The sequence below is a fragment of the Nocardioides immobilis genome (assembly GCF_003515065.1).
Classification (GTDB): Bacteria; Actinomycetota; Actinomycetes; order Propionibacteriales; family Nocardioidaceae; genus Nocardioides; species Nocardioides immobilis.
The window spans coordinates 81859-93780 of the sequence record NZ_QXGH01000025.1 but is presented as its reverse complement, the minus strand read 5'-3'; the positions used below and the strand labels follow the sequence as shown (position 1 = coordinate 93780).

Sequence of the window (11922 nt, the reverse complement as noted above, 5' to 3'; positions counted from 1 at the left end):
GGGTGAACCGCACCTCGCACCGTCGCCAGGGGCTGCCGCCCACCAGCGCTCGGAGGTCCATTGCCCGACTCTCAGCTCTCGATCGCCTTCGTGGTGCCGCTCCAGGGCCCGACAGGGATCTACGGTCCGTCGTGCCTGGCGTGCGGTGAGCTTGCCGTCGAGCAGCTCAATGCGACGGCGGGCATCGCGGGGCGCCAGGTCGAGCTCGTCGTCGTCGACGGGGGACGTGAGCCGGCGATCGTCGCAGATGACGTGGGCGCACTCGTCGACCGGGGTCGGGTCCAGGCCGTCGCGGGATGGCACATCTCGGCCGTTCGCCAGGCGATCACCCGGCGGGTAGGCGGCCGGGTCGTCTACGCGTTCGCTGCCATGCACGAGGGTGGCGACGAGACGCCCGGTGTGTTCATGCTCGGCGAACGCCCTATCAACCAGCTCCTCCCCGCGGCGCACTGGATGCGGGAGGAGCTGTCGATCGGTCGTTGGGCGATCGTCGGGAACGACTACGTCTTTCCTCGGGTGACCGGTGCGACGGCGCGTCTCGCGCTGCAGGACACTCCGTCGGAGGTCGTCAGTGAGACCTACGTGCCGCTCGGCACCACGAGCTTCCACCAGGTCATCACCCACCTGTCGCGAGAGCCGGTCGACGGCGTGATCATGCTCCTGATGGGTCAGGACGCGGTCCACTTCAACCGGCAGTTCGCTCGCTCCGGCCTCAGCGCGGCCATGCCGCGGCTCAGCCCGGCGATCGAGGAGAACACGTTGCTCGCGGGAGGTGCGGCCGCCAACGAGGGCATCTACGCGGCCGCGGCGTACTTCGACGCCCTCGGCACCGCGGAGAGCGCTGAGCTCGCCCAGGCCTACTACGCGCGGTGGGGCCGTTGGGCCCCGACGCTCAACGCGGTCGGCGAGTCCTGCTACGAGGCGCTGTACTTCCTTGCCCGGGTCGGCGAGGTCTGCGGGTCGATCGACGTCGGTGCCGTGCGGCGGATGCGGGACGGGCACTTCTACTCCAGTCCTCGTGGGCTGATGCGGCTCGACGGCAACCTGATCGACCAGGACGTGTATGTCGCCGCGGCGGACGGACTCGAGTTCCGCGTCGAGCAGCAGATCGCGCGCGCCCATTGAACGGACCTCAGCTGATTGCTCGCAGGGCGTCCACCCAGGCGTCGGGCAGGGCAGTCTCGTGCGCCTGGATGCCGAGCCGGCGCCACAGGTGCCCGCCGGCATCGAGGTCGTAGCGCTCGGTCGCCGTCGGGTCGGGAGCGAGCTGCCTGCCGAGCAGGAGCACCGAGCTGAGGACACGGTGTCCACCGAGGAGCCCGGGCGCGGTGGCTGCATCGAGCGGCAGCTCCTCGACCAGCACCGGGCTGCGCTCGACCGCGACGGTGGTGCGTTGATGCAACCGGCCGGGTTGCTCGCCGTACCGGCCCAGGACGACGGTCTCCCGCATCGCGACCCAGGCCCCGGCGGCCAGCTCGAGGTCGAGGCGACGACTGACGCCGGCCCCGGCTGCGACCACGAACGGTTCGCCGGCCCAGGTCAGGACCGCCTCGCGGCCGAGCCGCACCCGCACGTCCCAGCGGGCCTGGCCGCCGCGCATGTCGAACGCCACCGTGCCGCCCGGCTCCACGAGATCGAGCCGGGCCCCGGCGTCGACGGTGATGTCGACCTCGATCGCGTCCCCGGCGAGAAGGAGCGCACCCTCGGGCACCAGGCTGACCCGGGCGGCCCGGGAATCGTGGTGCAGGACCATCGGTCGCACGAGAGCGGCGGAGGGGTCGGAGCCGGTCATGACGGTCCGAACCCGGCAGCGGCCGCCGGCTGGATCCGAGCTGACGCGGACGCGGGTCCGGCCGACCCGCTCAGTGTTCGTGAGCATGGCTGTGTCGCGCCATCGGTCCCGGATCGCGGGGTATCAGCGCGCCCGCGCGGTGCGAGGCCAGGATCTCGCTGAGCCAGGTGACGAGCTCGTTGACGCTCGCCCGATCGGTGCGGGACAGACCGAGAACCGGGCGGGCCCCTCGCACGGCCCTCGCGTCGGCGATCATCTGGGGCACGTCGACCCCGACGTACGGCGCCAGGTCGGTCTTGTTGACGACGAGGAGGTCGGCGCGCTCGATCCCCGGTCCGCCCTTGCGAGCGACGTCGCCCCCGCCGGCGACGTCGAGCACGAAGATCTGTGCGTCGACGAGAGCGGGAGAGAAGGTGGCGGTCAGGTTGTCGCCACCCGATTCGACCAGGACGACGTCGAGGTCGCCGTACTCTTCCTCGAGCTCCTCGACCGCGAGCAGATTGGCGCTGATGTCATCGCGGATGGCGGTGTGGGGGCAGGCGCCGGTCTCGACCGCCCGGATCCGTTCGGCATCGAGCACACCGGCCGAACGGAGGAACCGTGCGTCCTCGTCGGTGTAGATGTCGTTGGTGATGACGGCCAGCTCGAGCGTTGCCGCGAGCTCGCGGCAGAGCAGCGCGATGAGCGAGCTCTTCCCGGTGCCGACCGGACCGCAGACACCGAGGCGCAGAGCACGGTCGGCATGTCCACGGTCGTGGCTGTCCTCGTCGTAGGGTGCGTGCTCAGGCACGGAAGAGCCTCCTGCTCGTGATGGAGTGGGCCTGCGCCCACACCTCGATCTGCGGGCATCCGACCGATGGGATCTGGTCCGGTGTGGTGAGGTCGGCGACCTGTGTGGCCAGAGCGGTGACCTCCGGCAGCGCGGCCGCGACCCACCCGGTCGCGACGGCCGGGTCCATCGGCGCGAGCTTGAGCACCGCTGCGCACACGGTCTGCACATCGTCGTACCCGACCAGGCGCGCGAGTGAGCCGGCGGGAAGGCCGAGGTGACCGGCAACGACGCCGAGAACGGTCGCCCGGGAGGGTGCGGCGAGGTCGCGGAGTGGCGTCAGTCCTTCCGGCCACAGCGCGCCGGCGAGACGCCGCAGTGCCCGTCCCTGGCTCCGGGACGCCTGCCGAAGGGCGCTGCTCGGAGTACGGGCTGCCCACGCCACGTCGACCTCGGCGAGCTTGCCACCGGGCCCGGCTCGATGGCGTGCGACAACGGCAGTCCCGGCCTCGACCAGCGTGACGCTGCGGAGCCGGGTGCGGAGGTACGCCGGGACGTCGTGCGTGGTCAATCCGTGAGCGAGCGCGGCCTCGACGGTGCCGGACTGCGTGTGCCCGGCCGCCGGAAGCCGGGCGTCAGCGAGGAGCATCATCACCAGTTCGTGGTGCATCAGAACATCGCGTACAGCTGGGTGAGGGGCAGCGACTCGACCGGCGCCGGCGTGACCCGCTCCCCGTCGATGTCGATCTCGAACGTCTCCGGATCGATGTCGATGCGGGGGAGGGCGGCGTTGTTGATCATCTCTGCCTTGGTGACGGCTCGGGTTGGCGTGACGCTGCCGAGGCGGCGGCGCAGCCCGAGCCGGTCCGCCAGTCCGTCGTCGAGCGCGGCCGGTGCGACGAAGCTGACCGAGTACGCGCTCGCATCGGCCATCAGGGTCGGCCGCATGAGCACGGGCTGCGGGGTGGGGATGGAGGCGTTGGGATCGCCCAGCGCACCCCAGACGAGAGCCCCGCCCTTCATGACCACTGACGGCCGGATGCCGAAGAAGCGGGGATCCCACAGGACCAGGTCGGCGAGCTTGCCGACCTCGATGGAGCCGACCTCGTGCCCGATCCCGTGCGCGATCGCCGGATTGATCGTGTACTTGGCGATGTAGCGCCTGGCCCGCAGGTTGTCGGCGGGGCCGCCTCCCAGGTCGGCATGGTCGCCGTACCGCGCCTTCATCACGTGCGCAACCTGCCACGTGCGGCAGACGACCTCGCCGATGCGCCCCATCGCCTGGGCGTCCGACGACGTGATCGACAGCGCTCCTCTGTCGTGCAGGACATCCTCGGCTGCGATGGTGGTCGCACGGATCCGGGACTCGGCGAAGGCTAGGTCCTCAGGCACCTGGGGGTTGAGGTGGTGGCAGACCATCAACATGTCGAGGTGCTCGGCCACCGTGTTCACCGTGTGCGGCAACGTCGGGTTGGTGGAACCGGGGATCACGTGGGGGAGCGAGGCGACGGTCAGGATGTCCGGTGCGTGCCCGCCACCGGCCCCCTCGGCGTGGAAGGCGTGAATGGAGCGGCCGGCGATCGCCCCGATCGTCGACTCGACGTACCCGGCCTCGTTGAGGCTGTCCGAGTGCAGTGCCACCTGCAACCCGAACTCCTCCGCGGCGCGTAGTGCCGCGTCGATCGCAGCCGGAGTGGAGCCCCAGTCCTCGTGGACCTTGTACGCCGCCGCGCCGGCGAGCGCCTGCTCGGCGAGGCCGGGGGCGCTCACCGTGTTGCCTTTGCCCATCAACAGCACGTTGACCGGGAGGTCGTCAAGCGCGCGATGGACCGCCGCGAGGTGCCACGGTCCGGGCGTGACGGTCGTGGCCTTCGAGCCCTCGGAGGGCCCGGTGCCGCCGCCGCCGATCGTGGTGATGCCGGTGGCCAGGGCCTCGTGGACCTGCGAGCGCGACAGCAGGTGGACGTGGACGTCGACGGCGCCGGCCGTGAGGATCTTGCCCTCGCCCGACACGACGTCGGTGCCGGGGCCGATCACGAGGGCGGGATGCACGCCGTCAGCGATGTCGGGGTTGCCCGAGCGGCCGAGGCCGACGATCCGTCCGTCCTTGATCCCGACATCGGCGCGCACCACGCCCCAGTGGTCGAGGACGACCGCGTTGGTGATCACGGTGTCGAGCGCCCCGTCGGCGGACGTCACCGTAGACTGCGCCATCGACTCGCGGATCGACTTGCCGCCGCCGAAGACAGCTTCTTCGCCCCCGGTCGTGCGATCCTCGGTGACCTCGATCCAGAGGTCCGTGTCGCCGAGTCGGAGCTGGTCGCCGACGGTGGGCCCGTAGAGGGCGGCGTACGACGCCCGGCTGATCTCAGCCATGCTGACCTGCCGGCTTGACCTGGATGCCGGGGACCAGTCGGCGCCCGCGCATCGCGACCAGGTCGACCTCCTGCGAAGCGCCCGGTTCGAACCGCCGCGAGGTGCCCGACGGGATGTCCAGGCGGAACCCGGCGGCCGCCGCACGGTCGAAAGCCAGTGCGGCGTTGACGTCGGGGAGGTGTATGTGGGAGCCGATCTGGACCGGCCTGTCGCCAGTGTTGGTGATCACGAGCCGGAGCCTCTCGTCTCCGGTGCGGTCGGCGTTGAGCACGATCGTGCCCTCGGCCACCCGGATCGCGCCGGGTCCGGATGTTGTGAGTGCCACGGTGTCTCCTTAGACGATGGGGTGGTGAAGGGTGACGAGCTTGCGGCCGTCGGGGAACGTCGCCTCCACCTGGACGTCGGACAGCATCTCGGCGACGCCTCCCATCACCTCGTCGCGCGCGAGCACCTCTCTGCCGCGCGACATCAGGTCGACGACCGACGCTCCGGCCCGGGCCTCCTCGATGACCCAGCAGCTGAGGAGCGCAACGGTCTCGGGGTAGTTGAGCGGGATGCCTCGGGCGCGCCGGTCACGGGCGACCATCCCGGCCACGGCGAGCAGCAGCTTTTCGGTGTCCGCAGGGGTGAGGTGCATGGCGTCAGACTGCCATCGCCGCGCGAACGGCGTCGATCGCGGCGGGCCCGCCCTCGCCACGAGATGTGACCCGACCTGACTCGAGCACGTAGTAGCTGCCGGTGGCCCTCAGCGCGAACCCGACGTGCTGCTCGACGAGCAGCACAGAGAGGTCGCCCCGATCGGTGAGGCCGGAGATCACCCCCTCGATCTCGGTCACCACGTTCGGCTGGATTCCCTCGGTGGGCTCGTCCAGGATGAGCATCCGCGGACGCGTCAGCAGCGTGCGCGCGATGGCGAGCTGCTGGCGCTGGCCGCCGGACAGCAGTCCCGCACGCCGACTGAGCAGTCCCCGCAGCGCGGGGAACGTGTCGAGCACCTCGTCGATCGCGGACCGGGCAGTGGTGATGAGCTGGAGATTCTCCAGCGTCGTCATGTGCGCGAAGGACTGCTGTCCCTGCGGCACGTAGCCCAGCCCGCGCTTGACCCGGGCGCTCGGTCGGAGAGGCGTCACGTCCTGGCCGTCCAGGAGGACGCTGCCCGTCCTGACCGGGACCAGCCCGACGGCGACCCGGAGCAGGGTGGTCTTGCCGGCTCCGTTGTGGCCCATGACTGCGACCGCGCCGCCGACCGGCACCTCGATGCTGACGTCGTCGAGGACCATCGTCCGGCCATAGCCGGCGGTCACTCCTCGCAGCTCAAGCATGGGACGTTCCCTCCACTGTCCGACCGAGGTAGACCTCCTGCACCTCGGGGCTGGCCTGGATCTCGGTGACCGACCCTTCCATCAGCACCTTGCCGGCGTGCATCACGGTGACGACGTCAGCGAACTCCCTGACGAAGTCCATGTCGTGCTCGATGACCACGATGGTGCGCTCCTCCCCGATCCGCTGGAGCAGCGCACCGGTCTCTTCCCGCTCTTCCGCACTCATGCCGGCGACGGGCTCGTCGAGCAGCATCACTCTCGCGTCCTGGACGAGCAGCATCCCGATCTCGAGCCACTGCTTCTGACCGTGGGCGAGCACTCCCGCCGGACGATCCCTGAGGTCTGCCAGGCCGACCGTCTCCAGAGCCTCGGCGACGTAGGACGGCACGCCGCGGCGTGCCCGGAGCAGTGCGAACGGCGACCGGTGCACGCCGCCGGCGATGTCGAGGTTCTGAAGGACACTGAGCTCCTCGAAGACGGTCGCCGTCTGGAACGTCCGCCCGACACCGGCCCGGACGATCTTGTGCGACCTCATGCTCAGCAGGTCCTGGTTGCGGTAGCGGGCGAGCCCGGTTGCTGGGACCAACCCGGTGGCGGCGTCGACCAGCGTGGTCTTGCCGGCGCCATTGGGCCCGATCAAGAAGTGCACCCGGCCCTGCAGCAGCGTCAGGTCGACGCCATCGACGGCTTTGAAGCCGTCGAAGTCGACGGTCAGGCCCCGGATCTCCAGGTAGTCCTGCCCCAGGTCGTCGGGGCTCGGGTGGTCGATCTTCACGGGGTCGCCTCCTTCGGTCGCACCACGAGCCGTGCGGCCCTGCCCACTGCAGACGCCAGACCCGCAGGGAAGAGGAGGATCACGGCGATGAACAGCGCCCCGAGGAAGTAGGTCCACTGGTCGGGGAACGACTCGGAAAGCGTGGAGCGGCCGTAGCCGACGGCAAGTGCGCCGAGCGCCGGGCCGAGGAGCAGCGCCCGCCCGCCGAGTGCGACGCCCGCGATCAGGAAGATCGACGCCGTTGCGTCCACGTCGGACGGCGAGATGATGCCGGCGATCGGCGCGAACATGGCGCCGCCGATGCTCGCCATGACTGCAGCGACCACGAACGCGGCGAGCTTGACGTTCGCGGGATCGTGCCCCAGGAAGCGGACGCGTTCCTCGGCGTCACGGGTGGCGATCAACAACTCGCCGAACCGGCTCCGGTAGAGCTGCCACACCAGGACGAGACACCCGATCAGCAGGCCCGCGGCGATCGAGTAGACCATCTTCTTGTTGACCGGGTCGTAGAGGTTGTAGCCGAAGAAGAAGGTGAACTGGTTGAGGCCGTTGAACCCACCGGTCTCCTGGATCGTCGCGATCAGGAGAGTCGCGAACACGACCGCGAGTGCCTGGGTGAGGATCGCGAAGTAGGCGCCCTTGACGCGTCGCTTGAAGATTGCGTAGCCGAGGATCGCTGCGGCGACGGCAGGTAGGGCGATGATCGCGAACAGAGTGAACGCACCGCTGCGGAACGGCTCCCACCAGCCCGGCATCGTGCCGTCGCCGTACAGCAGCATGAAGTCCGGGATCCCCTCCGGTCCGGCCGCCTCGAGCTTCAGGTGCATGGCCATCGCGTAGCCGCCGATCCCGAAGAACACGCCCTGGCCCATCACGAGCATGCCGCCGCGTCCCCAGGCCAGACCGATCCCCACGGCGGCGATCGCCCAGCAGCAGTACTTGCCCAGGTTGTTGAGGCGAAACGGGCTGAGCACCGCGGGCGCGACGACCAGCAGCAGAACGGCGAGCACCGCGATGGCGACCAGCGGACCGAACGTGCGCACCAGCGACTTCATGCCAGCCCCCTGCTGCGGACGACGAACAGACCCTGTGGACGGAGCTGGAGGAAAACGACGACCAGCGCGAACGTCGCGACCTGCGCCATGCTCGCGCTGGTCCAGTCGGCGAAGAACGAGGTCGCGATCCCGACGGCGAACGCCGCGATCACGGTGCCCTTCAACTGGCCCAGACCACCGGCGACGACCACGAGGAAGGCGGAGATGATGTAGGTGGTTCCGAGCCGTGGATTGGTTCCGGAGATGAGGGACACCGCGACGCCCCCGATCCCGGCGAGGCCCGACCCGATGAAGAAGGTGATCCGGTCGACTGCCCTGGTCCGGATGCCGACGGTCTCGGCGAGGTCCCGGTTCTGCACGGTCGCGCGGATCTGGCGCCCGAAGGCGGAGTACTTCAGGAGCGCGGCGAGGGCGATGAGTGCCATCACCGCGAGCACGATGGTGAACATCTGCCGGTACGGCCAGTGGTACCCGAAGACGTCGATGTTGCCGTCGAGCCAGGTCGGGGTGCGCACCGGGTCGCCCTGGGCCCCGAAGATGTCCTTGGCGAGCTGTTGGAGGACCAGGCCAACGCCGACGGTGACCAGCAGGGTGTCGAGCGGACGGCGATACATCCAGGTGATCACCGTGACCTCGAGCAGCAGTCCGAGGAGGCCGGCCACCACGAATGCTGCGGGGAGGGCCACCACGATCGAGATGTCGGCGTTGGTGACGATCTGCTGGGTGACGAACGCGGTGTAGGCGCCGGCCATGAGGAACTCGCCGTGGGCCATGTTGATGACGCCCATCTGGCCGAACGTGAGTGCGAGGCCGAGGGCAGCGATGAGGAGCAAGGCGCCCGTCGCGGTTCCGGCGAGCAGCGGGGTCGTGAAGGAGTCCAACGGAGGTCTCTCCTGAAGCGCTGGTACCGGGGTCCCGCGCCGTTGCCGGCGCGGGACCTCGGGGAAGAGCGGACGATGGTCGTCAGGCCGACGTCACTCCGCGGTCGGGTCCCACCAGTCGTAGCCCTCGAGGAACGGGTCGGGCTCGATCGGCTCCTCGGACGACCACACGATGTCGAACTGGTTGTCTGCGTTGATCTGGCCGATCAGTCCTGTCTTCGCGATGTGGTGGTTGTCCCCGTCGATCGTGACCGTGCCCTCGGGGGCATCGAAGGAGACACCGTCTGCCGACTCGTTGATGTCGTCGACATCGAACGAGTCGGCAGCCTCCACCAGGTTCTTGTAGAGGTAGAGGGAGGTGTAGGCCGCCTCCATGGGGTCGGAGGTGGGCCGGTCGGAGCCGAACCGGTCCTGGAACGCCCTGATGAAGACGTCGTTCGCCGGGCTCTGCACCGACTGGAAGTAGTTCCAGGCCGCGTACTGACCGGTGACGTCCTTGCCCATCGCCGGCGCTTCCTCCTCGGCGATGGAGACGGAGATGATCGGGGAGGTCTCCGGGCTGAGGCCCTGCTCGTAGTACGCCTTGATGAAGCCGACGTTCGACGACCCGTTGATGGTGTTGAAGACGAAGTCCGGCTCGGCGTCGACGATCTTGGCGACCTGGGTGGTCCAGTCATCGTCGTCCAGCGGCACGTACTCCTCGCCGACGATCTCGATTCCGAGTTCGGCGGCGTACTGCTTGATGATCTTGTTGGCCGTGCGCGGGAACACGTAGTCCGACCCCGCCAGGAAGAGCGTCTCGACGCCCTCGGAGGCGAGGAAGTCCATCGCCGGGATGATCTGCTGGTTCGTCGTGGCGCCGGTGTAGTAGATGTTCTCCGACGCCTCGAGGCCTTCGTACTGGACCGGGTAGAAGAGGAGCCCGTTGTTGGCCTCGACCACCGGGAGCATCGCCTTGCGGGAGGCAGAGGTCCAGCCCCCGAATACCGCGGCGACGCAATCACTCGTGAGCAGCTTGTCGATCTTCTCCGCGAAGACCGCGGGGTCGCTGGCGCCGTCCTCCTCGACGAACTCGATCTCCTTGCCGAGGATGCCGCCGTCGGCGTTGATCTCCTCCGCGGCGAGGGTCAGCGAGTCGCGCACGGTCTGCTCGCTGATCGCCATTGCGCCGGAGGTGGAGTTGAGGAACCCGAGCTTGATGGAGTCGCCGGAGGTGTCGACGCAGCTCTCGGCTGCCGATCCGTCTCCGTCTTTGTTGCCACATGCGGACAGGCTGAGCGTCGCCGTCAGGGCGACGACGGTGCCGATCACATGGCGGGTCGGTGGTGAGAACACGACTGGGCAGCCCTCTCGATCGTCCGCACGGCGAAGGGCCGCCGTGCGCGTTGCTGGGACACGGCGGTGTGCCCCCGGTTGACGAGGAACGTAAGGAGGACGCGTTTCGAACTATTACCAAATGGAATTAAATTGGTGTTACGACGCTTCGCAGGGGTGTGATCACCCGGCGAGGATCCCCGTGAGGCGCTCGACCGAGGTCGTCAGGCCCCATCGCTCGGTCAGGACCGCCAGCGCGTCGGGATCGGCAGGCGCAGCCGGGAGGGCGAGCGCGTCGCCGCGGGGCAGGTCGATGTCGCGGGCGACGGCGACGACGGTCGGCGCCACGGCTAGGTAGTCCGCGGCGTCCTTGATCTTGAGCCGAGGGCCGGGCGCGAGGTCGCTGTCCGGGTCGGCCGCGGCGGCGACGATCCCGTCGATGTCGCCGAACCGCTCGAGGAGGGTCGCCGCGGTCTTCTCGCCGACCCCCTTGACGCCTGGCAGGCCGTCGGACGCGTCCCCGCGCAGCGTGGCGAAGTCGGCGTACTGGCGGGCGCTGACGCCGTACTTCTGCTCGACCCAGCTCTCGGTGACCTGCTCGTGCTTCCCGACGCCCTTGCCGATGTAGAGGATGCGCACCCCGGCGTCGTCGTCGACGAGCTGGAAGAGGTCACGGTCCCCGGTGACGACGTCGACCGGCTGCCCGGCGCCGGTGGCGAGGGTCCCGATGACGTCGTCGGCCTCGTAGCCCGCCGCGCCCACGACCGCGATCCCGAACGCCTCGAGGACCTCGCGGATGATCGGCACCTGCACCTCCAGGGGGTCCGGCACCTCCTCGATGTCGGGCGCCCCGGCGACCGGTACGACGACCCGGTGCGCCTTGTACGACGGCAGCAGGTCGACCCGCCAGGCCGGGCGCCAGTCCTCGTCCCAGCAGCATGCGAGGTGGGTCGGGCGGTACTGCTCGACGAGGTAGGCCAGGTAGCCGACCATGCCGCGCACCGCGTTCACGTTGGTGCCGTCGGGAGCCAGGATCTCGGGGGATCCGAAGAAGGCCCGGAAGTACATCGAGGCGGTGTCGAGGAGCATCAGGCGCCCGGGACCAGGAGAGGTGTCCATCGCGACGATCGTAGGGCCACCCTGTTCACGGATGCCCTAAAGTGGCGATCGTGAGCCAAAGCAGCAGTTCCTCCGCCGTCGAGGCCATCGATCGCCAGATCCTCGAACTGCTGGCCAAGGACGGCCGGATGTCCTACACCGACCTCGGCAAGGCGACCGGGCTCTCCACCTCGGCCGTGCACCAACGGGTGAAGCGGCTCGAGCAGCGTCGCCTGATCCTCGGCTACGGCGCGACGGTCAACCACGCCGAGATCGGCCTGCCGCTCACCGCGTTCATCTCGATCCGACCGATCGACCCCTCGCAGCCCGACGACTGCCCGGACCGGCTCGAGCACCTGCCGGAGATCGAGTCCTGCTGGTCCGTGGCCGGCGACGAGTCCTACATCCTCAAGGTCCGCTCGCACGCGCCGGCCGAGATCGAGGAGCTCCTCGCCCGGATCCGCTCCGCCGCGAACGTGTCGACCCGTACGACGATCGTCCTGTCGACGTACTACGAGAACCGGCCGGTCACCGGCTGAA

Annotated in this window: 14 protein-coding genes; 2 read left to right on the top strand and 12 right to left on the bottom strand. The window is 69.3% G+C overall.

What is annotated here, in order from left to right; genetic code table 11:
• Window positions 1-60 precede the first annotated feature (60 nt).
• Complete coding sequence (locus D0Z08_RS20305; protein WP_118927085.1) at window positions 61-1125, top strand: substrate-binding domain-containing protein; 1065 nt, start codon at window positions 61-63, stop codon at window positions 1123-1125.
• A gap of 7 nt (window positions 1126-1132) precedes the next feature.
• On the opposite strand, the gene D0Z08_RS20300 is transcribed toward D0Z08_RS20305, so the two are convergent.
• The 12 genes from D0Z08_RS20300 to D0Z08_RS20245 form a co-directional block, all read right to left on the bottom strand.
• A complete protein-coding gene (locus D0Z08_RS20300; RefSeq protein WP_182481406.1) occupies window positions 1133-1792 on the bottom strand; it encodes an urease accessory protein UreD in 660 nt (219 codons plus the stop codon).
• Window positions 1793-1862: 70 nt separating this feature from the next.
• The gene (gene ureG, locus D0Z08_RS20295; protein WP_118927083.1) at window positions 1863-2582 is read right to left on the bottom strand and encodes an urease accessory protein UreG; all 720 of its coding nucleotides are present in this window, start codon (window positions 2580-2582) and stop codon (window positions 1863-1865) included.
• Window positions 2575-3231, bottom strand: coding sequence for an urease accessory protein UreF (locus D0Z08_RS20290; RefSeq protein ID WP_245994178.1), 657 nt, complete (start codon window positions 3229-3231; stop codon window positions 2575-2577). The genes ureG and D0Z08_RS20290 overlap by 8 nt, the downstream gene beginning before the upstream one ends.
• Window positions 3231-4937 carry an urease subunit alpha gene (locus D0Z08_RS20285; protein WP_118927082.1) on the bottom strand — a complete coding sequence of 569 codons (1707 nt, stop codon included), beginning with the start codon at window positions 4935-4937 and terminating at the stop codon, window positions 3231-3233. The genes D0Z08_RS20290 and D0Z08_RS20285 overlap by 1 nt, the downstream gene beginning before the upstream one ends.
• Window positions 4930-5262 (bottom strand): urease subunit beta, encoded by a 333-nt coding sequence (gene ureB / locus D0Z08_RS20280; protein WP_118927081.1) that lies wholly within the window; start codon window positions 5260-5262, stop codon window positions 4930-4932. The genes D0Z08_RS20285 and ureB overlap by 8 nt, the downstream gene beginning before the upstream one ends.
• A 9-nt stretch (window positions 5263-5271) precedes the next feature.
• Entirely contained in the window at window positions 5272-5574 is a 303-nt protein-coding gene (locus D0Z08_RS20275; RefSeq protein WP_118927080.1) for an urease subunit gamma, read from the bottom strand.
• 4 nt (window positions 5575-5578) lie between these two features.
• Window positions 5579-6259, bottom strand: coding sequence for an ATP-binding cassette domain-containing protein (locus D0Z08_RS20270; protein ID WP_118927079.1), 681 nt, complete (start codon window positions 6257-6259; stop codon window positions 5579-5581).
• Complete coding sequence (gene urtD, locus D0Z08_RS20265; protein ID WP_245994175.1) at window positions 6252-7034, bottom strand: urea ABC transporter ATP-binding protein UrtD; 783 nt, start codon at window positions 7032-7034, stop codon at window positions 6252-6254. The genes D0Z08_RS20270 and urtD overlap by 8 nt, the downstream gene beginning before the upstream one ends.
• Window positions 7031-8089 carry an urea ABC transporter permease subunit UrtC gene (gene urtC / locus D0Z08_RS20260; RefSeq protein WP_118927078.1) on the bottom strand — a complete coding sequence of 353 codons (1059 nt, stop codon included), beginning with the start codon at window positions 8087-8089 and terminating at the stop codon, window positions 7031-7033. Before urtC ends, urtD begins: the two co-directional genes overlap by 4 nt.
• Window positions 8086-8970, bottom strand: a complete 885-nt coding sequence (urtB, locus tag D0Z08_RS20255; RefSeq protein WP_118927077.1) for an urea ABC transporter permease subunit UrtB — start codon at window positions 8968-8970, stop codon at window positions 8086-8088. Before urtB ends, urtC begins: the two co-directional genes overlap by 4 nt.
• A gap of 93 nt (window positions 8971-9063) precedes the next feature.
• Window positions 9064-10305: an urea ABC transporter substrate-binding protein gene (gene urtA, locus D0Z08_RS20250; protein WP_118927076.1), complete on the bottom strand. Its 1242-nt coding sequence runs from the start codon at window positions 10303-10305 to the stop codon at window positions 9064-9066.
• Between the two features lie 162 nt (window positions 10306-10467).
• Window positions 10468-11403: a 5'-3' exonuclease gene (locus D0Z08_RS20245; protein ID WP_245994171.1), complete on the bottom strand. Its 936-nt coding sequence runs from the start codon at window positions 11401-11403 to the stop codon at window positions 10468-10470.
• 50 nt (window positions 11404-11453) lie between these two features.
• Between D0Z08_RS20245 and D0Z08_RS20240 the strand changes: the two genes are divergently transcribed.
• Entirely contained in the window at window positions 11454-11921 is a 468-nt protein-coding gene (locus tag D0Z08_RS20240; RefSeq protein ID WP_245994169.1) for an Lrp/AsnC family transcriptional regulator, read from the top strand.
• Window position 11922 lies beyond the last annotated feature (1 nt).

Excerpts from the sequence above, each read along its gene's own strand:
- D0Z08_RS20300 (WP_182481406.1), bottom strand. The coding sequence starts at position 1,792 with ATGACCGGCTCCGACCCCTCCGCCGCTCTCGTGCGACCGATGGTCCTG.
- D0Z08_RS20290 (WP_245994178.1), bottom strand. The coding sequence starts at position 3,231 with ATGCACCACGAACTGGTGATGATGCTCCTCGCTGACGCCCGGCTTCCG.
- D0Z08_RS20285 (WP_118927082.1), bottom strand. The coding sequence starts at position 4,937 with ATGGCTGAGATCAGCCGGGCGTCGTACGCCGCCCTCTACGGGCCCACC.
- D0Z08_RS20275 (WP_118927080.1), bottom strand. The coding sequence starts at position 5,574 with ATGCACCTCACCCCTGCGGACACCGAAAAGCTGCTGCTCGCCGTGGCC.
- D0Z08_RS20270 (WP_118927079.1), bottom strand. The coding sequence starts at position 6,259 with ATGCTTGAGCTGCGAGGAGTGACCGCCGGCTATGGCCGGACGATGGTC.
- urtC (WP_118927078.1), bottom strand. The coding sequence starts at position 8,089 with ATGAAGTCGCTGGTGCGCACGTTCGGTCCGCTGGTCGCCATCGCGGTG.
- D0Z08_RS20245 (WP_245994171.1), bottom strand. The coding sequence starts at position 11,403 with ATGGACACCTCTCCTGGTCCCGGGCGCCTGATGCTCCTCGACACCGCC.